The 21,158-nt window shown below is 67.3% G+C and carries 23 protein-coding genes; 7 read left to right on the top strand and 16 right to left on the bottom strand.

The window, feature by feature from the left end:
• Positions 1–251: 251 nt before the first annotated feature.
• From zwf to SCLO_RS07165, 6 genes are all read left to right on the top strand, one after another.
• Entirely contained in the window at positions 252–1,727 is a 1,476-nt protein-coding gene (zwf, locus tag SCLO_RS07190) for a glucose-6-phosphate dehydrogenase (RefSeq protein ID WP_066516960.1), read from the top strand.
• Positions 1,720–3,552 carry a phosphogluconate dehydratase gene (edd, locus tag SCLO_RS07185; RefSeq protein WP_066516961.1) on the top strand — a complete coding sequence of 611 codons (1,833 nt, stop codon included), beginning with the start codon at positions 1,720–1,722 and terminating at the stop codon, positions 3,550–3,552. Before zwf ends, edd begins: the two co-directional genes overlap by 8 nt.
• Positions 3,549–4,514 carry a glucokinase gene (glk, locus tag SCLO_RS07180; protein ID WP_066516963.1) on the top strand — a complete coding sequence of 322 codons (966 nt, stop codon included), beginning with the start codon at positions 3,549–3,551 and terminating at the stop codon, positions 4,512–4,514. Before edd ends, glk begins: the two co-directional genes overlap by 4 nt.
• Position 4,515: 1 nt before the next feature.
• Positions 4,516–5,148, top strand: a complete 633-nt coding sequence (gene eda, locus SCLO_RS07175; protein WP_066516964.1) for a bifunctional 4-hydroxy-2-oxoglutarate aldolase/2-dehydro-3-deoxy-phosphogluconate aldolase — start codon at positions 4,516–4,518, stop codon at positions 5,146–5,148.
• A gap of 198 nt (positions 5,149–5,346) precedes the next feature.
• On the top strand, positions 5,347–6,714 hold the full coding sequence (radA, locus tag SCLO_RS07170; protein ID WP_066516965.1) for a DNA repair protein RadA: 1,368 nt from the start codon (positions 5,347–5,349) through the stop codon (positions 6,712–6,714).
• A gap of 11 nt (positions 6,715–6,725) precedes the next feature.
• The gene (locus tag SCLO_RS07165) at positions 6,726–7,220 is read left to right on the top strand and encodes a CvpA family protein (protein ID WP_066516967.1); all 495 of its coding nucleotides are present in this window, start codon (positions 6,726–6,728) and stop codon (positions 7,218–7,220) included.
• A 45-nt stretch (positions 7,221–7,265) separates the two neighbouring features.
• Here the strand turns inward: SCLO_RS07165 and SCLO_RS07160 are convergent, their stop codons facing one another.
• The 13 genes from SCLO_RS07160 to hisB all read right to left on the bottom strand — a co-directional run bounded on the left by SCLO_RS07160 (position 7,266) and on the right by hisB (position 18,184).
• A complete protein-coding gene (locus tag SCLO_RS07160; protein ID WP_096362106.1) occupies positions 7,266–7,859 on the bottom strand; it encodes a hypothetical protein in 594 nt (197 codons plus the stop codon).
• Positions 7,856–10,186: a patatin-like protein gene (locus tag SCLO_RS07155; protein ID WP_066516968.1), complete on the bottom strand. Its 2,331-nt coding sequence runs from the start codon at positions 10,184–10,186 to the stop codon at positions 7,856–7,858. The genes SCLO_RS07160 and SCLO_RS07155 overlap by 4 nt, the downstream gene beginning before the upstream one ends.
• Positions 10,187–10,228: 42 nt before the next feature.
• Positions 10,229–10,927 carry an endonuclease/exonuclease/phosphatase family protein gene (locus SCLO_RS07150; RefSeq protein ID WP_066516969.1) on the bottom strand — a complete coding sequence of 233 codons (699 nt, stop codon included), beginning with the start codon at positions 10,925–10,927 and terminating at the stop codon, positions 10,229–10,231.
• A 298-nt stretch (positions 10,928–11,225) separates the two neighbouring features.
• Entirely contained in the window at positions 11,226–11,909 is a 684-nt protein-coding gene (locus SCLO_RS07145; protein ID WP_066516971.1) for a murein L,D-transpeptidase catalytic domain family protein, read from the bottom strand.
• A gap of 52 nt (positions 11,910–11,961) precedes the next feature.
• Entirely contained in the window at positions 11,962–12,273 is a 312-nt protein-coding gene (locus tag SCLO_RS07140; protein WP_066516973.1) for a hypothetical protein, read from the bottom strand.
• Positions 12,274–12,277: 4 nt separating this feature from the next.
• Positions 12,278–13,750, bottom strand: coding sequence for a L,D-transpeptidase family protein (locus tag SCLO_RS07135; protein WP_066516974.1), 1,473 nt, complete (start codon positions 13,748–13,750; stop codon positions 12,278–12,280).
• A 131-nt stretch (positions 13,751–13,881) separates the two neighbouring features.
• Positions 13,882–14,454 carry a hypothetical protein gene (locus SCLO_RS07130; RefSeq protein WP_174521954.1) on the bottom strand — a complete coding sequence of 191 codons (573 nt, stop codon included), beginning with the start codon at positions 14,452–14,454 and terminating at the stop codon, positions 13,882–13,884.
• A 232-nt stretch (positions 14,455–14,686) separates the two neighbouring features.
• Positions 14,687–15,004, bottom strand: coding sequence for a phosphoribosyl-ATP diphosphatase (locus SCLO_RS07125; RefSeq protein WP_066516975.1), 318 nt, complete (start codon positions 15,002–15,004; stop codon positions 14,687–14,689).
• Positions 15,005–15,060: 56 nt separating this feature from the next.
• On the bottom strand, positions 15,061–15,333 hold the full coding sequence (locus tag SCLO_RS07120; RefSeq protein WP_066516976.1) for a PEP-CTERM sorting domain-containing protein: 273 nt from the start codon (positions 15,331–15,333) through the stop codon (positions 15,061–15,063).
• 154 nt (positions 15,334–15,487) lie between these two features.
• Complete coding sequence (gene hisF / locus SCLO_RS07115) at positions 15,488–16,252, bottom strand: imidazole glycerol phosphate synthase subunit HisF (protein WP_066516977.1); 765 nt, start codon at positions 16,250–16,252, stop codon at positions 15,488–15,490.
• Positions 16,249–16,986 (bottom strand): 1-(5-phosphoribosyl)-5-[(5-phosphoribosylamino)methylideneamino]imidazole-4-carboxamide isomerase, encoded by a 738-nt coding sequence (gene hisA / locus SCLO_RS07110; protein WP_066517041.1) that lies wholly within the window; start codon positions 16,984–16,986, stop codon positions 16,249–16,251. The genes hisF and hisA overlap by 4 nt, the downstream gene beginning before the upstream one ends.
• Positions 16,983–17,600: an imidazole glycerol phosphate synthase subunit HisH gene (gene hisH / locus SCLO_RS07105; protein ID WP_066516979.1), complete on the bottom strand. Its 618-nt coding sequence runs from the start codon at positions 17,598–17,600 to the stop codon at positions 16,983–16,985. The genes hisA and hisH overlap by 4 nt, the downstream gene beginning before the upstream one ends.
• On the bottom strand, positions 17,597–18,184 hold the full coding sequence (gene hisB / locus SCLO_RS07100) for an imidazoleglycerol-phosphate dehydratase HisB (protein ID WP_066516982.1): 588 nt from the start codon (positions 18,182–18,184) through the stop codon (positions 17,597–17,599). Before hisB ends, hisH begins: the two co-directional genes overlap by 4 nt.
• Positions 18,185–18,281: 97 nt before the next feature.
• Here hisB and SCLO_RS07095 point away from each other — a divergent pair, with 97 nt between their 5' ends.
• Positions 18,282–18,758 carry an SspB family protein gene (locus tag SCLO_RS07095; RefSeq protein WP_066516983.1) on the top strand — a complete coding sequence of 159 codons (477 nt, stop codon included), beginning with the start codon at positions 18,282–18,284 and terminating at the stop codon, positions 18,756–18,758.
• A gap of 194 nt (positions 18,759–18,952) precedes the next feature.
• Here the strand turns inward: SCLO_RS07095 and pgl are convergent, their stop codons facing one another.
• Genes pgl through galE form a run of 3 tightly spaced genes read right to left on the bottom strand, consistent with a single transcriptional unit; the run spans position 18,953 to position 21,122 of the window.
• Complete coding sequence (pgl, locus tag SCLO_RS07090; protein WP_066517042.1) at positions 18,953–19,636, bottom strand: 6-phosphogluconolactonase; 684 nt, start codon at positions 19,634–19,636, stop codon at positions 18,953–18,955.
• Between the two features lie 8 nt (positions 19,637–19,644).
• Positions 19,645–20,121 (bottom strand): YbaK/EbsC family protein, encoded by a 477-nt coding sequence (locus tag SCLO_RS07085; RefSeq protein ID WP_066516985.1) that lies wholly within the window; start codon positions 20,119–20,121, stop codon positions 19,645–19,647.
• Positions 20,118–21,122, bottom strand: a complete 1,005-nt coding sequence (galE, locus tag SCLO_RS07080) for a UDP-glucose 4-epimerase GalE (protein ID WP_066516987.1) — start codon at positions 21,120–21,122, stop codon at positions 20,118–20,120. Before galE ends, SCLO_RS07085 begins: the two co-directional genes overlap by 4 nt.
• Positions 21,123–21,158 lie beyond the last annotated feature (36 nt).

Raw genomic sequence — 21,158 nt, 5'->3', positions numbered from 1 at the left:
GATTAGCACATGCTTTTGAGTCCGGCGCGTCTACCAATTTCACCACGCCCGCGCATGGTTGCGGAGGGCCAGATGACAAAAACCGGCCCAGCCGTCCAGCCAAAAATCACCGCGCGGGATCGGAACGGATAATGTCCGCCTCATATTGCGGGAGCGGACCCGGCCCGATAGCCTGTCTTGCGTCTCCAAAGCGGCCCGCTATAAGGGCGGCTTCGTGCAGACATAACACTCCAACGGAAAAGGGCGATCCTTTGACCGAACCGTCTGCCACGTTCCTGCTCTTCGGCGCCACCGGCGATCTGGCGCACCGGATGATCTTTCCCTCGCTCTACAATCTGCTGGCGGACGGGCTGTTGCCCGACGACTTCCTCGTCATCGCGTCGGGCCGTTCCGACATGACGGACGATGCCTTCCGCAAGGACATCCAGGAAAGCCTGCCCCGATTCCTCCCCGCCGACCGTCATGATCCAGCCGTGGCCGACCGGCTCGCCGCGATCATCTGCTATCAGCCGGTGGAGGCGGGCAATGCGGAGCAGTTCGCGGCGCTGGCCGAGCGGCTCGACGGGCGGCTGGAGCGCGGCCTGTCGGTCTATCTGTCGACGCCGCCCTCGCTCTTCGCGCCCACCGCGCAGGGGCTGGCGGAGGCGGGCCTCATCACGTCCAAGACCCGGATCGCCATGGAAAAGCCCATCGGCAAGGACCTCGCCTCCTCGAAGCAGGTCAACGACGCCATCGGCGCGCTGTTCGCGGAGGACCAGATTTTCCGCGTCGACCATTATCTGGGCAAGGAAACGGTCCAGAACCTCCTCGCCCTGCGCTTCGGCAACGTCATGTTCGAACCGCTGTGGAACGCGTCGGCCATCGACCATGTGCAGATCACCGTGGGCGAGACGGTGGGCCTTGAAGGCCGCGTCTCCTATTATGACGGCGTGGGCGCGCTGCGCGACATGGTGCAGAACCATGTGCTCCAGATCCTCTCCATCATCGCGATGGAACCGCCCGCCCGCATGGACCCCACCGCCGTGCGCGACGAGAAGGTGAAGGCGCTCCGTTCGCTCCGCCCGATGACCGCCGAAACCGTCAAGACCCACAGCGTCCGCGGCCAATATACCCCCGGCGCGGTCGGCGGCCAGATCGTCACCGGCTATGCCGACGAACTGGGCAAGTCCTCCGACACCGAAACCTTCGTCGCCTTGAAAGCCCATATCGACAACTGGCGCTGGCAGGGCGTGCCCTTTTACCTCCGCACCGGCAAGCGGATGCCCGCCCGCCAGTCGGAAATCCTGATCCAGTTCAAGCCCGTCCGCCACTCCATCTTCGGCCGCGACGGACAGCATGGGGGCGGGGGTTCGGGTCTGGAACCCAACACCCTCATCATCCGCCTCCAGCCGGAGGAATATATCCGCCTGCTCATCATGAGCAAACGCCCCGGCCTCGAACGGCAGGTCCATCTGGAGGAAGTGTCGCTCGACGTATCCCTCACCGCCGCCTTCGCCGGACAGCGCCGCCGCATCGCCTATGAGCGGCTGCTGCTCGACCTGCTGGCGGGCGACCAGACCCTTTTCGTCCGCCGCGACGAGGTGGAGGCGCAATGGACATGGATCGATTCCATCATCGATGGCTGGAAGGCAGCCGGAATGAAGATTTCCCCCTATGCGTCGGGGAACTGGGGACCGTCTTCGGCCATTGCCCTTATCGAACGCGATGGAGCAAGCTGGCATGACTGACCTCAACCCGGTGATCGCCAGGGTCACCGACCGCATCGTCCGGAGGAGCGCCGCGCGCCGCCGCCAATATCTCGACCTGATCGAGCGGGGCCGCGACGCGGGCACCAACCGCGCGCAACTGTCCTGCGGCAACCTCGCCCACGGATTCGCGGCGAGCGGGGAGGACAAGCCCGTCATCCGCACCGGCGGGTCGATGAACATGGGCATCGTCACCGCCTATAACGACATGCTCTCCGCGCATCAGCCCTATGGCCGCTATCCCGAAGCCATCAAGATCGCCGCCCGCGAAGTCGGCGCGACGGCGCAGGTGGCGGGCGGCGTCCCCGCCATGTGCGACGGCGTGACGCAGGGGCAGGCGGGCATGGACCTGTCGCTCTTTTCCCGCGACACCATCGCGCTCGGCACCGCCGTGGCGCTCAGCCACGCCATGTTCGAAGGCGCGCTGCTGCTCGGCATCTGCGACAAGATCGTGCCCGGCCTCCTGATCGGCGCGCTGCGTTTCGGGCATCTGCCCACGATCCTGATCCCGGCAGGCCCCATGCCGTCCGGCCTCTCCAACAAGGAAAAGGTCCGCATCCGCCAGCTTTATGCGGAAGGAAAGGTCGGCAAGACCGAACTGCTCGAAGCCGAAAGCGCCAGCTATCACGGCGCTGGCACCTGCACCTTCTACGGCACGGCGAACAGCAACCAGATGATGATGGAGGTGATGGGTCTCCACATGCCCGGCGCCGCCTTCGTCAACCCCGGCACGAAGCTGCGCAGCGAACTCACCCGCGCCGCCGTCCACCGGCTCGCCGACATAGGATGGGACGGGAAGGATTATCGTCCGCTCGGCCATTGCATCGATGAAAAGGCCATCGTGAACGCCATCATCGGCCTGATGGCGACAGGCGGCTCCACTAATCACGCCATCCACGTCCCCGCCATGGCGCGAGCCGCCGGGATCAGCGTCGACTGGACCGACTTCGCCGAACTGTCGGAAGCCGTGCCGCTGCTCGCCCGCGTCTATCCCAATGGATCGGGCGACGTGAACGCGTTCGAGGCGGCGGGCGGCATGGCCTATGTCATTCGCGAGCTGCTCGACAACGGGCTGCTGCACCGCGACATCCTGACCGTCGCCCGCGCCGACCTTACCGATTACGGCAAGGAGCCGGTGCTGGAGGATGAGGCGCTCACATGGCGCGAAGTCCCCGCATCCCGCGACGACGCGATGCTCCGGCCCGTCTCCAGTCCCTTCAGCCCGGACGGCGGCATGAAGCTGCTCGCGGGCAATCTCGGCCGCTGCGTCATGAAGGTGAGCGCTGTCGATCCCTCCCGCTGGACCATCGAAGCTCCCGCCGCCGTTTTCCACGATCAGGACGACGTGCTGCGCGCCTTCAAGGCGGGCGAACTGGAACGCGACGTGGTCGTCGTCGTCCGCTTTCAGGGTCCACGCGCCAACGGGATGCCCGAACTCCACAAGCTTACCCCGGCATTGGGCGTGTTGCAGGATCGCGGCTTCAAGGTCGCGCTGCTGACCGACGGCCGCATGTCCGGCGCTTCGGGCAAGGTGCCCGCCGCCATCCACCTTTCGCCCGAAGCCCTGGGCGGCGGCCCCATCGGCAAACTGCGCGACGGCGATCCGGTCCGCGTCTGCGCCCAGACCGGCTCGGTCGAGGCGCTGGTGGACGCCGCCGAATGGGAAGCCCGTCCCGCGCCGCCAGCCCCGCCGCCGCCCTACGACACCGGCCGCGAACTGTTCGCGCTCTTCCGCCAGCACAGCGATCTGGCCGAAGCGGGCGCATCACCCATCCTCGCGGCGATGGAAAGCGAGCTAGGATCATGACCGACATCATCGCAGCCGACATCGGCGGCACCAACGCCCGCTTCGCCCGCGCAACGGTCGACGCGCAGGGCGTCCCAATGCTTGGCAAGGTCCGCAAATACAAGGTCGCTGACTATCCCAGCCTGCAAGCCTGCTGGGCCGCCTTCGCGCAGGAGGAGGGAGGCGACCTCCCCAAAGCCGCCTCCATCGCCTTCGCCACCGCCATCGGCCGCGACGTCATCAAGCTCACCAACAGCAATTGGGTCATCCGCCCCGAGACGCTGGACGATGAACTGGGCCTCGACCAGATGCGCCTCGTCAACGATTTCGAAGCGGTCGCCCACGCCGTCACCCGCCTGCCGCCCGAGAACCTGCCGCTTCTCTTCGGCGAGGACCGGCCTTTCCCCGACGATGGCGGCGTGACGGTGATCGGCCCCGGCACCGGCCTTGGCGTCGCGATGATCGCCTATGACGACGGCGTGCCTCACGTCATGGCGACCGAGGGCGGGCATATGAATTTCGCGCCGCTCGACACGATGGAGGAGAAAATCCTCGACTATCTGCGCGACAAATTCCTGCGCGTGTCGGTCGAGCGGATCGTGTCCGGCCCCGGTCTCAACAATATCTACAAGGCGATGGCGACCATCGGCCATGAACGCATCCTGCTGATGGAGGACCCCGCACTCTGGCAGGCCGCGCTGGACGGAAGCGACCCCTTCGCCCGTACCGCCTTCGACCGTTTCTGCCTTTGCTATGGCGCGGTCGCGGGCGATCTGGCGCTGGCCCACGGCCCCCATGCGGTCGTGCTGGCGGGGGGCCTCACCCAGCGGATGCGCGACCTTCTGCCCCAAAGCGGTTTTCACAGCCGCTTCACCGCCAAGGGCCGTTTCGAAAGCCTCATGAAATCCATTCCCATCCGCCTTGCCCTGCATGACGAGATCGGGCTGTTCGGCGCCGCCGCCGCCTTCCGGGAGAAGAAGTGAAATGCCGCTCGATGTCGCTCAGGTGATGGAACTGGCCCCCGTCATCCCCGTGCTGGTGGTGGAACGGGTGGAGGACGCGCTCCCCATCGCGCAGGCGCTGGTGAAGGGCGGCCTCCCCGCGCTGGAAGTCACCCTGCGCACGCCCGCCGCCCTGGACGTGATCCGCGAAATGGCAAAGGTCGAAGGCGCGGTCGTCGGCGCGGGCACTGTCCTCAACCCGCAGCAACTCGACGCCGCCATGGAAGCAGGCGCGCGCTTCATCGTCAGCCCCGGCCTCACTGAACCTTTGGCCCGGGCCGCCATCGCCGCGAACATCCCGTTCCTCCCCGGCACGGCCACGGCAGGCGACATTATGCGCGGCATGGACTTGGGTCTCACCCACTTCAAATTCTTCCCCGCCGAGACCTCCGGCGGCCTCCCCGCCTTGAAAGCTCTGGCCGCCCCGCTCCACGAAGCCCGCTTCTGCCCCACCGGCGGCATCACGGCGCAAAGCGCCCCCCAATGGCTCGCCGAACCCTTCGTAAAATGCGTGGGCGGAAGCTGGGTCGTGCCGAAAGGCCCGGTCGATCCCGCACGGATCGAGGCACTGGCCCGCGAGGCGGCGAGTCTAGGGAGCAATGCTTCATCAAAATGAGGCGGGTTGCGCGTGCCCGATCCCCAATGACCGGCAGCGGCCAATGGCGGGCATTCTGTTTTCCCCTCCTCTGAAGGGGGAGGACTTATATCCGCTCTCCGCCCAATCCCACCGCATCTTCCCGTTGTTCCCTTTGAAAGATGCCCGCCCCGGCGCCAACGGGATTGCGTTCCGCATATGTTCTGATATGCCTCCTTCATGGCCAAGGCAAAGCGCAAATTCGTCTGTCAGCAATGCGGCGCCGTATCGAGCCGGTGGCAGGGCCAGTGCGACGATTGCGGCGAATGGAACAGCATCGTCGAGGAAGCCGCCGAAACCGTTTTCTCCTCGCGCCACGACCTTCAGACCGGGGGCCGCGCCATCTCCCTCGTCGGTCTCGACAGCGCGGTCCAGCTTCCCGACCGCACCGGCACCGGCATCGCGGAATTCGACCGTGCGCTGGGCGGCGGCATCGTCTCCGGCTCGGCCACGCTGATCGGCGGCGACCCCGGCATCGGCAAGTCCACGCTGCTGCTGCAAGCCGCCGCCCGCATCGCCGCGCGCGGCCTTGCCGTCGCCTATATCAGCGGGGAGGAAGCCGCCGATCAGGTGCGCCTGCGCGCCCGGCGCCTCGGTCTTGGCGACGCTCCCGTGCAGCTTGCCAGCGCCACCTCCGTCCGCGACATCCTCACGACCTTGGGGGAGGGCGAGCCGCCCGCGCTGCTCGTCATCGATTCGATCCAGACGATGCACAGCGACCTGATCGAAGGCGCGCCCGGCACCGTCAGCCAGGTCCGCGCCTCGGCCCAGGAACTCATCCGCTTCGCCAAGCAGCGCGGCACCGCGCTCGTCATGGTCGGCCATGTGACCAAGGACGGCAGCATCGCGGGTCCCCGCGTGCTCGAACATATGGTCGATACCGTCCTGAGCTTCGAGGGCGAGCGCAGCCACCAGTATCGCATCCTGCGCGCGATCAAGAACCGCTTCGGCGGCACGGACGAGATCGGCGTCTTCGCCATGGTCGCCGAAGGGCTGGAGGAAGTCGCCAATCCCTCCGCGCTGTTCCTCACCCATCGCGACGAAAGCGTGACCGGCGCGACGGTCTTCCCCGCATTGGAAGGCACGCGCCCGGTGCTGGTCGAAATACAGGCGCTGGTCGTCCGCCTCTCCAGCGGAGCCACGCCCCGCCGCGCGGTGGTCGGCTGGGACAGCGGGCGGCTCGCCATGATCCTCGCCGTGCTGGAGGCGCGTTGCGGCCTCAGCTTCTCCACCTGCGAAGTCTATCTGAACGTCGCGGGCGGATACCGCCTGTCGGACCCGGCGGCGGATCTCGCCGTCGCCGCCGCGCTCATCTCCGCTTTGACCGAACGTCCCGTCCCCGCCGATGTCGTCCTCTTCGGCGAGATCGCTCTGTCGGGCGAAATCCGCCCGGTCGCCCACGCCCCGCTGCGCCTGCGCGAATCGGCGAAGCTCGGCTTCAATCGTGCATATATTCCGGCCGCCGCCGCGGACGGCGTGAAGGGCATCTCCGTCAGCGGCTATCGCGCCCTGTCGCAGCTTGTTGACCAGATGCTCGGGCGCGGATAGCCAGCCAGGCCATGAACGCCGTCGACATCCTCGTCCTGCTCGCCATCGGCGGCTGCGCCATCTTCGGCCTGTTGCGCGGTTTCGTGCAGGAAACCCTCTCGCTCATCGCCTGGGTGCTGGCGATCTTCGCGATCCGCCTGTTCCATGCCTCGGTCGCGGAGCTGCTGACGCCGCTCATCGGCACGGAAAGCGGCGCGGCCATGCTGGCGCTGCTATTGGTCTTCGGCGTGACCTTCGCGGCGGGCAAGCTCCTCGCCCACGCCATCGGCAAGCGGACGCGCCAGTCGATCCTCGGCCCTGTCGACCGCGTGCTGGGCGGCGGCTTCGGCGCGGTCAAGGGCCTGATCGGCGCGACCTTGCTCTTCCTGGCCTTCAGCCTCGTCTACGACACCGTCTACGGCAGTGGCGCCCGCCGCCCCGACTGGCTCTCCGACGCCCGCACCTATCCCCTCCTCAACGCCAGCGGACAGGCCATCAGCGAATTCGTGGCGGAACAGCGGAAGTAGGGACAGCAAACCGCCCTTCGATACCGCCTCCGCAATCCTCCCGGATCACTTCCCGATATATTTGCCGCTGCCCGATCCGCTTTCGATCCGCTCCTCATAGCCCGAAAGCGCGGCGAGCACCGTGGGATCGTCGGCATAGCGCATCCGAAGCGCCGCCAGCCGTCCGTCCGTCCCGGTGCACAGTTCCGCTATATTTTCCGCCAGATAGGCGCGCCGGTCCGCGTCATAGGGTTCCTCGCCCCGGAAATGGTCGCAACTGTCGCGCTCGACCATATAGTTCGTCACCTCCTGCGGGAAGGGCGCGACGGGCGCGGTCGATCCCGAAGCCGGGAGGTCGACCGGGCGATAGGGCGGGCGACCGGGGTCGGACAAAGGCTGTTCGTCCGGCATTTTCGCCTGCATGGCGGTTTCGGTCTCGATCGACGACAGCATCTTGTCGGGCGGCAGGTCCCTGGCCTTGGCGGGCAGGGGAGGGCGTGGTCGCGGCGCTTCCGCCAACGGCGGCGGCGCGGAGACGGGCGTCGTGGACACGGCGCTTTCCTGCCGCGCGGGATCGGCGCCGCGCTCTCCGCCCGATGACGAGCAGCCGCCGGCGAAGGCCAGCATCGTCATCGCCATCAGGGTCGCACGAGCGGTCATCCGATCTCCTTCCGCAGGCTGGCGATCAGGTCCGCGACATGCGGCAGCCTTTCCTCCTCCTCGTCCAGGATCGCCAGAAACGCCTCCCGCCTATAGTCGGCGAGCCGTTCGGGCGAAAGGCGGCTTGCTGCGGGCATTGTCGAATTCACGATGTCCAGCAGCCGCTCCACGCCATGCAGCCGCCCCCACAGATAGTCGTTTTCCCGATAGGCGCGGCTGAAGAAAGCGCCGAAACTGTTGAACTCGATCCCCTTGAGCGTCGCCTCCGCGCCGCCCGAGCGGATCGCGGTGCAATCCTCCGGTGAAATGCGGTCCACCTTGATCGGATCATATTCGTCCAGCGATTCCCCCTGGAGCAGCGGCAGGGTGGCGATATCGTAGAAGGGGAAGCCCAGATAAGCGAGCAGCATCGTCCGCCGCTCCTTCTTCGGCAGCGCCGCCAGCGCATCGGCCAGCATCATGTCCGCCGCCTCGTCCCGCGCGCGCAGGTCGCGTTCCCGCGCCAGCGCGGCGAGGGCGGCGGCGGCGTCGGTCGGCACCTCCCGCGCGGCGGCGCGCACGGCTTCCCCATGGAAATCCGCCTGGTCGCATTCGGTATAATGGGCCAGCGCCTGATAGATGGCGTCGCGCAGCTTTTCGACCGCCGCCTCGTCCGCCGCGCTCTCGATCTCCAGCGCCTCGGTCAGGCGCCGCGCCAGGAAACGCAGCCGCCGCACCCGGAACGCCATGTCATGCGTGCGGAAGAACTGCACCGGCGCGGAGGACGGCCCGGCATCCTCGGTCAGCTTGTCCGCCCCGGTCGCGCGCACTTCCGCCCAGACGGCCTGGCGATAGCTTTCGCGCATCATCGGGCTTTCCTCCCCGCTGAGGCAGAACAGCCGCTCCGCCAGCGATTCGACGATGCCCGACAATTTCAGATGCCCATAGGCCGGAAAGGCGAACCCGGCCGAAGCCGCCGCCCGCTGCTGCGCCTTGGCGCGCCAGTTCGACAGGCGCGCCGGGGTCGGCCGGTCGAGGAACAGCATCCCGCCGATGGCGTTCTCGACCTCCGCCTCGATGCCGGGGCGCAGCGCGTGCAATATCCGCATCATGCGGCGGATGCCCGACGAATGGCGGTCGATCGCCTCCAGATTGTCGCGGATCGGCTGTTCGCGCGGAATGTCGCTCAGCGCGCCGAAAATGGTGCGGAAGAAACCGGGAAGCCGCGTGTCGTTGCGTTCCTCCTCCATTTGCTCGCCTTCGCGGTTCAGGCGGATGGAACGATGCCCCGGCTTGGGGTCGATATAGACGAAGCGGCGATCCACCTCCCGCCGGGACGGCCGGTTCCTGAGCGCGCCGATGGCCTGGGCGAAGGGGGCGTTGGCCAGCACCGATCCGTCGATCAGCACCGCATCCTCCGCCACGCCCTGCGCCACATGGCGGGGCAGGGCGCGCGCGAGGAAGGCGTCGCGCGTCGGCCATGCGCGATGGCGATGCTTCAGCACCGCATCCAGCTCCCGCACGGTGAAGGGCGGGAAGGCGCCCGGAAAACTCGCCGTCGCCCGCGCCGCGAAGACCAGTTCCACCGCATCGGCGAAGGGCCGCGCGCCATGCCCTTCCGCGCGGAAGCCGATGGACAGGCGATGTTCCGTCTCGATCACCTGCGGCGGGCTGTTGAGCGTCAGGCTTTGCGGATGGCCCTCGAAATCGGTGACGGTGACGAACAGGTCCAGCGGATGCCCGTCCGGCAGCAGCGAAGGGCCGCGCCCCGTCGCCGCCATCGCGTCGAAGGCATCGAGGATCATGGCGGAGAATATCTCCCCGCCGAAGGGCGGCTCGAACCAGCGCGACCGGATGAAGCGGGACAGTTTCTGCCGCACCTCCTCCCGCGTGTCGGGGGCGACCGTGCGCTCCACCGTGTCGCCGGGCCGCCGCGCCGCCATCCACACCAGCGGCGCCGCCCAGAATTTCGTGATCGCCCGCGCGGGCCGCGCATCGGGGTCCAGCAACTGGTCGACATCGGCATTTTCCAGCCACATGTCGGTCAATGGCTCCAGTGACTGTCCCGTCTCGATCGCCTGCGCCAGGAAGATGCCGTTGATCCCGCCCGCGCTGGCCCCGGCGATGATGTCGGGCATGATGCGCAGCTTGATGCCGCTTTCCCGCGCCATCGCTTCCAGCAGGCGGCGATAGACGGCCTCGGTGCTGCCTTCGGCCGGCGTCCCGTCATGGAAGGACCGGCTCGCCCGCGCCAGCCGCCAGATTTCCTTGCTGATGCCGTGCATGTAGACCGCAAGGCTGATCCCGCCATAGCAGACCAGCGCCAGCCGGAGTTCCTTCTCCCTCATGCCCCATGGATCGCAGAGCGGGCCGGGCTTGTCGAGAGGGCGTCAGCCAATCGCGAACTCCGCCCAGATCGGCAGATGGTCCGACGCCTTGCGCGCCGCCGCGCTTTCATGCACGCCGCTGTCCACCAGTCTCAGCCTGCCGCAATGCATGATCCGGTCCAGCCGCGCCACCGGCCGCCGCGCATGGAAGCTCCGCCCGCACGGCGCGAAGCTGAAATGCCGCGCGAAGTCGGCCAGGCAGCCCCGGTCCGCGCTCCATTCGTTGAGGTCGCCCATCAGCACCGTGGGCATGGCTTCCCCCTGCGCTGCCGCATGGATCATCGCCGAAGCCTGCCGCCGCCGCCACAGGCCCGACAGGTCCAGATGCATCCCGAACACGCGCAGCTTCGCGCCGTCCAGCGTGACTTCCGCCATGGTCGCGCCGCGCGGCTCCAGGCAGGGCAGGTGGATCACGTCATAGGCCGCGACCTGCGTCTCCTTGCGGACGAGGATGGCGTTGCCATGCCACCCCATCGAGTCGGTCTGCACATTGAGCGGCACGGCCTTGTACCCGCTCTGGCTGTCGAGCAGCAGCGGCGGGAGGGCAGCGGATCGAATGCCGAACCGCCGGTCGGCCTCCTGAAGCGCGACGATGTCGGCATCCACTTCATTGATGACGTCGATCACCCGTTCGGGGATTCGGCGGCGGTCGGTGCCGATGGCCTTGCGGATATTGTAGCTTGCGACGCGAATGGACTTCATGATGACCTAATGCGCCAGCGGGCGCCCTGTTTCCAAGAGGGCAATGCGCGAGACCGCCGATTATATCCGGCGATCGGCGGATATCGGCCATTCGAGGACGCTGGTTCATCCGTTCGGGCTGAGCTTGTCGAAGGGCCCGCCGCTGATCGGAGCGAAGTGGCTTCCCTACGGCCGGTCCTGCCCTTCGACTTTGCCCAGGGTGAACGGAATGGGCTCAGGGCGAACGGAATGGAAAAAGCAGGCCGCACGCAAACCGCCCTCGCCGGCCATCAAGCCGGAGCGTCCCGCACATCCGGGTCTAGGCCCCCGCCACCAGGACCTTGTCCGCATAGACCATGCGGTCCGGGCCCAGCAGCCCGACCAGTTGCGGCAGCATGTGCCGCGCCACCGCCAGGCAGCCTTCGCTGCGCCCGCATTTGCCCCATGCGGCGATATGGTCCTCGCTCACATAGTCCGCGCCATGGATGACGATGGCGCGGTTTTCGGCATTGTTGTTGGTCGGGTCCAGCCCGATGAGGCGCATCGCCTGCCCATGCTGGCCGAAATAGATGTCGCCCGTCCGGTAGGCGCCGGACGAACTCGCCAGCGAATTGGGCTCGTTGGAGAAGCTCTGGAGCCAGCCGGAATGTCCGGGGTCCGATCCGCGGCCATGGGCGACCAGATAGGAACTGGACTGCCCGCCGATCAGGTCCACCACATGCAGCCGCAGGTCGCGCGAGGGCGCGTTGAAATCGGCGATGGCGATCCGGTCGCGCAGGGTGAAGGCATGGGCATGGCTGTCCAGCGCCGCCTTCGCCTTTTCCAGCAGCCGCTCATAAGGCTTGCCCGCGAAGGAAACGGCGCGCGGCGCGGCGGGAACCGGCGCGGGAGGCGCATTCCGGGGAGACGGCATTTCCGGCGCGGCGGCCTTGCCGATGCTGTCGGAAAGAAACGATAAGGCCAGTCCGCTCAAAGCGAACTTCGTAAAACTGCGGCGATCCATCGAATCAATATAGCAGAGCGGCGGCCCCGGTCCAAGGCCGCCGCGCTGCGCATCAACCGCTCGTGTTATTCGCTTCGTCGGCGTGATGGTCCGCCTCGGCCTGCGAAGGCAGGCGCGACGTCATGCCCGTGGCGGCGGCGTCGTCCAGCATCTGCTGGTCATCGGACACTTCGGGCGGCGGCGCGGCGGGCGCGCTGTTGGTGAGGTTTTGGCTGACGTTCGGGACGGCATCCGGTTCTTCGATGATGACATTCTCGACCGGCGGTTCGACCAGATTGTTGGTCGCGGGCGCTTCCTCTTCCTTCTTCCCGCAGGCGGAAAGGGCGAGCGCGCCGCAAAGGGCGAAAAGGGCGATCTTGCGCATGGGATCAATCCTTGGATGCAATGGCGGTGGAATGGTCGGCGGTGGGGTCCAGGCGGCGGCTGGACGCCTCGATCTTCTGGGCGAGCAGCTTGTCCCAGCCATAGGGGTCGGACCGGAAGTTCATCACCCCGTCGCTCCCCGCGAAGGCGGTCCAGTAGAGCAGATAGACGGCGACCTCGCTGGGCAGCGACACCCGCTGCGTCTTGCCTTCGTCGATCAGCGACTGGATCTGCCCAGCCAGCTGCGGATCGCCCGCCACCATCATCTCGGCGAGCGGCACCGGCTTTTCGAGGCGGATGCAGCCATGGCTGGCCAGCCGGTCGTAACTCTGGAACTTCGCCCGCGATGGGGTGTCGTGCAGATAGACCGCGAAGGGGTTGTTGAAATCGAACTTCAACCGGCCGAGCGCGCTGTTCGGCCCGGCGGGCTGCACGATCCGCTCGCCGCCGCCCGGCGTGCCGACGATCTTGTATCCCTGCCGGATCAGCGTCGCGCGGCCCTTGGGGAACAACTCCTTCTTCGCGATGGAGGCGGGGACGTTCCAGGGCGGATTGACGACGATCGAATGGATGCTCGACGCCAGCATCGGCGTCTGGTTGTCCGGGCTGCCCGTGACGGCGCGCATCGACTTCACCGGCTGGTCGCCTTCGAACATGGTCAGCACGGCGGCGGCGATGTTCACCTGGACCCGGTTGACGGGCAGGGTGCGCGGCATCCAGCGCCAGCGTTCCATGTTCGCCATGATCGCGGCGATGCGGTCCTCCACCGGCACGTTGAGTTCCGCCAGCGTCCGCGTGCCGAGCTGCCCCGTGGGATTGAGGCCGTAGCGGCGCTGCGCCCGCTGGATGGCGTCCACCAGCTTCTCGTCGGGCGTGACCGCCTTGTCCTCGATGGCGAGCCGCTTGCGGATCGCGTCGGGCGAGGAATCCGCGCTCAGCTTCGGCCAGCCGCCCGTATCGCGGATGCGCTCATAATTGACGAGGCCCTTGCGCAGCCCGTCATAGCCCGACCAGGGCGGCGTCAGCGTGGCGGCCCATTGCGGCAGCCGGTCCTCCGCGATCGCCTTCGCCAGCGACGGGCGCGGGTCGAAGGGCGCGGGGCGCAGCGCCCAGATATTGAGGAAGTCGGCCGTATCGACCCGCCCGGTGCTGAGCGCCCGCGCGCGGTCCAGCGTGGCCGACAGCAGCGCGTCGCCCGACAGCGCGGTTCCCGCCTTGCTCTTCGCCATCAGCCCTTCGGCCGCGCCCCTGCGCAGCCAGTCGTTCAGCCATTTCTCCTGCGCGGACGAGAGCGGCGGCAGCGGAAGGGGCGGCGGCGTCACGATGGCGGGCGGCGCCACGGGCGCGGGCATGACCGGCGGCGCCGACACCGGCGGAGGCAGGATGGACGTGGGCGCGGGCGGTTGCGCGGCAACCGGCATGGCGGCGAGAGTCAGCGCCAAGGCACTGGAAAAAAGGATCGGATGGGGACGGTTCATGCTGGTCCAGATAGCGCAAAGCCTGCCGCGATCAAACTCCGATCGCGTAAAAGAGGATGGGACGAGCCATTGCCCGTTCGCCCTATGTCTTTCGGGCAACGTTCGCGGCCTGGCTCGCCGGTGGCGCTTCGTCAGTGAAGGGTGTCGGCCGCGGGCGAAGCCGCCGTCCTGGGCTCCATCAGCTTCGCGGCGACCAGCCCGGCGACCGCCAGCCCCACGAAATCGCTGAGCGCCTTGTAGAGGATATAACCCCATGGCGCATGGTTGAAGACCGCCTGCCCGACATGCAGCCACAGCGCCCCCGCCAGCGCGAAGAGCAGCACCACGCGCGCCCGGCTTCCGAAATCCGCCGCCGTGAAGCGCAGCGCCAGCGCGATGACGACGCCCACCGCGAGCGCCAGCACGAACCCGCCGATCAGCGCGGAGCCGTCCGTCACCGGAAACCCGCCGCTATTGTAGAAGATCTGCGCGACCGGCCCCTTGCCGAACAGCACGGTGCCCTGCGCGGTCGCGGGGTCGGGCACGATATAGACGCCGGTGCCGGTGGGATTGAGCGCCTGCGCCATGGCGGCCTGGAGATTGGCGCCCGCCTGCGGATCGGCCCTGTGGAAGGCCAGCGCGCCCAGCGGCGTCCCCCAGAAGATGAAGCCGGTGATATACAGGGCGAACCCGCCCAGCAGTCCGCCCAGGATCGTCCGCACCATGATGCCCTCCATCGTCTTTCCACCGAAGCTGAAGCAGAAACGCCGGTGAGGCAATATTTATCCGGAGGCGATGATGGGCGGATTCCAGACACTCGATTTCCGTTCGGGCTGAGCTTGTCGAAGCCCTCCGCCGGACGAAGAGAGGTGCGGGACGGCCTTCGGTAAACTCAGCCTGTCCCCTTCGACTAGCTGTCAAGGCAAGGCAGGGCCGGCAGTCGCCTGAAAAACCGCATCACTCCTTGCGCGCCGCCTTTTCCGCCAGCCCCGACAGTCCCTCGCGCCGTTCCAGTTCATCCAGCACGGAATCGAGCGATACGCCGCAATCGGCCAGCAGCATGAGCCAATGGAACAGCAGGTCGGCGCTTTCGCCGACGATTTCGGCGCTCTCGCCGCTCAGGGCCGCTATGACGGTCTCGACCGCTTCTTCGCCGACCTTCTGCGCGATCTTGCCGCGCCCCTTGGCGGTCAGCTTCGCCACATAGGATTGCGACGGATCGGCGCTCCGCCGCTCCGCGATGGTCTGTTCCAGATGATGAAGGGTCGCGCGCATGGCGCCATCAAGCGCCCGGCACGCGACCCGTCAACCGAAATCCGTGTACGAAGCGCTTATTTGCGCTTGCGGCGGGCGCGGAAGGCGCGGGCGCCGAGCACCGCGATGCCCATGGCGAACAGGCCGAGCTGTTCCGGCTCGGGCACCTGCGTCGCGCCGCCCGACGAACCGCCCGAGCTGCTGTTGCCGCCCGACGAGGAGTGGCCGCCCGAGGACGAACCGCCGCCGCACTTGCCGCCGAACCAGCAGCCGAAGGTCGCATTGGCGGGGGTGGCCGCGCCGACCAGGCCGGCGACGCCAACGGCGAGAAGCAACTTGTTCATCTTCATCCTCTTACTCCCTGTTTCCCAGAACATGATGCAGGAGAGTTAAGCAGGAGCCGTGCCAGAAAGGACCGGGCGGCGCATTTGCGCTGCTCAAAAAGGTTAATGGCCTTCCGGGCACTTTGGTTAATGTAAGATCAGCCGACGCTTTTCCAGCTTTTCAGGCGGATCGCACCGGCACGCCAGCCGCCGCCAGCGCCCGGTGCGCCTGCGCGATCGTATGCTGCCCGAAATGGAAGATGGATGCCGCCAGCACGGCGCTGGCATGGCCCTCGATCACGCCTTCCACCAGATGTTCGAGGGTTCCGACGCCCCCGCTCGCGATCACCGGCACGGATACGGCGTCGGCGATGGCGCGGGTGAGCGCAAGGTCATAGCCCTGTTTCGTGCCGTCCCCGTCCATCGAGGTGACCAGCAATTCTCCCGCGCCCCGTTCCGCCAGCCGCACCGCATGGTCCAGCGCGTCGATCCCGGTCGGCTTGCGCCCGCCATGGGTGAAGATTTCCCACCGGCCCTCACCCACGCGCCGCGCATCGACCGATCCCACGACGCACTGGCTGCCGAAGCGGTCGGCGATCTCCGCCACCACGTCGGGTCGCGCCACGGCGGCGCTGTTCACCGCCACCTTGTCCGCCCCGGCGAGCAGCAGCGCCCGCGCATCCTCCGCGCCGCGCACGCCGCCGCCGACGGTCACGGGCATGAAGCAGACCTCCGCCGTGCGCCGCACCACGTCGAGGATGGTGCCCCGCGCCTCATGGCTGGCGGTGATGTCGAGGAAGCAGAGTTCGTCCGCTCCTGCCGCGTCATAGATTTTCGCCTGCTCGACCGGATCGCCCGCATCGCGCAGGTCGACGAAGTTCACGCCCTTGACCACGCGGCCATGGGCCACGTCGAGGCAGGGGATGACGCGGGTGCGGACGGTCATGCCGCCGCCCGCGCGACCGCCAGCGCGGTCTTGAGGTCCAGCCGCCCGTCATAGAGCGCCCGCCCGGTGATGACGCCCTCGATCCCCTCGTCCGCGTGAAGGCTCAGCACGCGAATATCCGCGATCCCCGCCACGCCGCCGCTGGCGATCACCGGAATGGCGGTCGCCCGCGCCAGGTCGACGGTCGCGTCGATATTGCATCCTTTCAGCAGCCCGTCGCGCCCCACATCGGTGAAGAGCAGGCTCGCCACCCCCGCATCCTCGAACCGCCGGGCGAGGTCGACCACCGGCATGTCGGACTTCTCCGCCCAGCCGTCCGTCGCGACGAAGCCGTCCCGCGCATCCACCGCGACCACGATCCCGCCGGGGAAATCCCGCGCCGCCGCCTTGACGAAGGCCGGGTCTTTGAGCGCCGCCGTCCCGATCACGATCCGCGATACGCCGATGTCGAACCAGCGTTCCACCGCCTCGCGATTGCGGATGCCGCCGCCCAGCTGCACATGGCCGGGGAAGGCCGCGACGATCTTCTCCACCGCCTCGGCATTGACCGCATGGCCCGCGAAGCTGCCGTCGAGGTCCACCACATGCAGATGCTGCGCGCCCGCCTCCGCGAAGAGCAAAGCCTGCGCGGCGGGATCGTCGCCATAAACGGTGGCGCGGTTCATGTCGCCCTCGGCCAGGCGGACGACCTGTCCGCCCTTGAGGTCGATGGCGGGAAAGACGATCAGGCTCAAGGACGCCACTCCAGAAAGCGGGAGAGGAAGGAAAGGCCGTAGCTCTGGCTCTTTTCCGGGTGAAACTGGCAGCCGATGATGGTGTCGCGCGCCACGGCGGCGGCCAGCGGCCCGCCATGGTCGGTGACGGCGGCGACATGCGCCGGATCGTCGGCTTCGAAATGATAGCTGTGCAGGAAATAGGCTTCCCCCGCCTCCAGCAGCGGCGGCGCGCCCCGCAGGATCACGTCGTTCCAGCCCATATGCGGCACCTTGATCGCCGGATCGCGCGGTTCGATCAGCTTGACGGTTCCGGGAATCCAGCCCAGCCCTTCATGCCGCCCGAACTCCTCGCCCGCGCCGGCGAGCAACTGCATCCCCACGCACACGCCCAGAAAGGGCGTCCCGCGCCCGTTGACGGCTTCGTCCATCGCCTCGACCATGCCGGGGATCGCGACCAGCGCGTCGCGGCAGGCCCGGAAAGCGCCCACGCCCGGCAGCACGATCCGGTCGGCCTTCGCCACCGCATCGGCGTCGGCGGTGATCGTCACATCCCGCGCGCCTGCTTTCCGCAGGGCGTTATGGACCGAATGAAGATTGCCCGCGCCATAGTCGATAAGGGCAAGGACCGTCACAGCATCCCCTTGGTCGAAGGGATCGCGTCCGCCTTGCGCGGGTCGATCTCGACCGCCTGCCGCAACGCCCGCGCCAGCCCCTTGAAGCAGCTTTCGACGATATGGTGGTTATTGCCGCCATGGAGATTTTCGACATGCAGCGTGATCCCCGCCGCCTGCGCGAAGCTCTGGAACCAGTGTTCGATCAGCTCGGTGTCCCATTCGCCCAGCCGCTCCACGGTGAAGGGCGCCTTGAACACCAGCCACGGCCGCCCCGAAATGTCGAGCGCCACGCGCGTCAGCGTCTCGTCCATCGGCGCATAGGCGGTGCCGTAGCGGGATATGCCGCGCTTGTCGCCCAGCGCCCTGGCGACCGCCTCGCCGATGGCGATGGCGGTATCCTCGGTCGTGTGATGCTGGTCGACATGCAGGTCGCCCACCGTCTTCACGTCCATGTCGATCAGCGAATGGCGCGACAATTGCTCGATCATATGGTCGAGGAAGCCGATGCCGGTCGAAACGGAATAGACGCCCGTGCCGTCGAGGTTGACGGTGACGTCGATCTGCGTTTCCGCAGTGTTGCGGTGAATCTCGGCCCTGCGCATGGCTGCCCTATAGCGCCTTGCGCGCGCCATGCAATCCGCGCGCGCAGGATGACGCGCGGACTTGACCCGCCGCGCGGCCTCGTTAGGACAGTGCGCCATGAGCGAAGACCTGCCCGACAGCCTGATTCCCTATGACGAGATCGTGCAGGAAGCTTTGCGCGCCGTCGTCGGCCGTGTGCTGGGCGAGGTGGAGCAGACCGGCGGTTTGCCGGGGAATCACCATTTCTATATCACCTTCAAGACGCAGGCGGCCGGAGTCGACATCCCGGCCCGGCTGATCGAGCGTTTTCCCGATGAAATGACCATCGTCCTCCAGAACAAATTCTGGGACTTGAAGGTCAGCGAGGATATGTTCCAGGTCAGCCTGACCTTCAACCAGGTCGCGGCGCACCTCACCATTCCCTTCTCCGCGATCACGGCGTTCGTCGATCCGGCGGTCAATTTCGCGCTCCAGTTCCAGGTGCAGGCCGACGCCGTGCCCGAACCCCATGACGAAGCGGAAAACGACGCGCCCGAGGTGAAGGCCGAAGACGGCTCCAATGTCGTGACGGTGGATTTCGGCAAGAAGAAATAAGCGCCGGTTCCGGGCAGGAGGGGACACTCCTTCCTCTGTTCGGGCTGAGCGAAGTCGAAGCCTGTCCTGAGCTTGCCGAAGAGCCCTCCACTGAGCGAAGTGGCCTCTCTACGGTCGGCCGTGCCCTTCGACTTCGCTCAGGGCGAACGGAATGAGGAAAGCGGACCGTCGCCAATCCACCCATCCTGGACATTTTACCCGCCGATCCACACCTCCACCGGCACCTTGTCCTGGCACAGCGCGACCCGGACCGGCAGATCCTCCGCCGCGCCGCCCGCCAGCGCCCGCTCATAGACCGTCCTCTTCGCCGCCCCGCCGATCTGGAGAAAGATATGGCGGCTATCGAGGATCGCGCTGGCGCTAAGCGTCATGCGCTGATGCGGCGCGGCGGGCGGCGTCACCGCCAGCACCCGCGCCTGCGTGGAAAGTCCCTCCGCCAGTTCCCTGGCCTCCGGGAAAAGCGAGGCGGTATGCCCGTCCTCCCCCATGCCCAGCAGCACGATGTCGAGCGGCCATGGCAGCGCGGCCAAAGCCGCCTCGCAGGCTTCCACCCCCGCATAGGCATCCGCCGCATCATTCTTCATCCCCACGAACCGCGCCTTGGCCGCCTCTCCGGTCAGCAGCGCCTCGCGAACCAGCTTCTCATTGCTGTCGGCCTGATCCGGCGCGACCCATCGTTCGTCCACCAGCGTCACCACCACCTTGCTCCAGTCGAGCGGCAATCCCGCCAGCGCCTCCAGCACCGCCCGCGGCGACCGCCCGCCGGACAAGGCAATGCTGGCCACCCCCCGCGCCACGATGGCCTCGCCCAGCACATCCCCGATCCGTCGCGCCAGATCGCCCGCCGCCTGCGCGCCATCGGCAAAAACATGCTCCATGGGCTTGCTCAAGCGACTTCCTCCGGCAGGGTGCAGGCATCGATCCACCGCGCGCCGGTCAGTTCGGCCAGCCGATCCGGCGTCAGTTCCACCGAAGCCGTCCGCGATCCCGCCGCCGGAAACACCGTCTCGAACGCCCGCAGGGTCACATCGCAATAGACGGGCAGGGGGGATGCGAGGCCGAAGGGACACACGCCCCCCACCGGATGCCCGGTGATCGCCTCCACCTCGTCCGCGCCCAGCATCCGGGGCTTGCCGCCCAGCGCCGCCTTCGCCTTGCCGTTGCTCAGCCGCGCATCGCCCCGCGCCACCACCAGCGCGACCTGATCCCCGATCCGCAGCGAAAGCGTCTTGGCGATCCGCGCCGGTTCGACGCCCAGCGCGGCGGCGGCCTCCACCACCGTCGCCGTGCTCACGCCCTGGTCGATGATCGCCACGTCAGGGGCCAGCGCGGCGAAGAAGGCCCGAACGCTCGCCTCGCTCATGCCCCGCGGATCTCCGACAGCTTGCGTTCCCATGCCAGCGCATGGGTCACGATCTGCTCCAGATCGGCATGGCGCGGCTCCCACGGAAACTCATTCATAATCGCCCGGTTATCGGAAATCAGCGAGTCGGGATCGCCCGCCCGCCGTCCTTCCATCCGCCGCTCGATCTTGATGTTGGTCACGCGATCCACCGCGTCCAGCACCTCCAGCACCGAAAAACCGCGCCCATAACCGCAGTTCAGCAGGTAATTCCGCTCCGGCGCCTTCATCAGCGCCTCCAGCGCCAGCACATGCGCGGCGGCCAGGTCGGTCACATGGATATAGTCGCGCACCCCCGTCCCGTCGGGCGTGTCGAAATCCGTCCCGAACACGCTGACCGCCTCGCGCTTGCCCAGCGCCGCCTCGACCGCCACCTTGATGAGGTGCGTCGCGCCCGCCGTCGATTGCCCGCTACGCCCCTGCGGATCGGCCCCCGCCACGTTGAAATAACGCAGCGCGCAGAAGTTCATCGGATGCGCCGCGCTCACATCGCGTAGCATATATTCGGTCATCAGCTTCGACATGCCATAGGGATTGATCGGCCGCTGCGGCGTCGTCTCCCTGACCGGGCTTTCCTCCGGTATCCCATAGGTCGCCGCCGTCGAGGAGAAGATGAAATGCGGCACGCCCACCCGCACCGCGCTTTCGATCAGGTCGCGGGTCTTGGCGCTGTTGTTATGATAATATTTCAGAGGGTTCTCGACCGACTCTGGCACCACGACCGAACCGGCGAAATGCATGATCGCCCTGACGCCATGGTCCCGCATAGCCGCCTCCACCAGCGGCTGATCGGCAATATCCCCCCGCACCAGAGGCACCCCTTCGGGCACCGCCCAGTCGAACCCGGTGACGAGATTGTCGATCACCACCACGCCATAGCCCGCGTCCTTCAACGCCAGCACCGCATGGCTGCCGATATAGCCGGCCCCGCCCGTCACCAAAACCGTGGGCTTGTCGCTCATAAAAAGAAGGTCCTCCCGGAAATGCTCCGGGAAGAC

The organism is Sphingobium cloacae (assembly GCF_002355855.1).
GTDB lineage: Bacteria > Pseudomonadota > Alphaproteobacteria > Sphingomonadales > Sphingomonadaceae > Sphingobium > Sphingobium cloacae.
The sequence above is the reverse complement of the archived record's forward strand: the minus strand, read 5'-3'. Positions and strand labels throughout refer to the sequence as shown.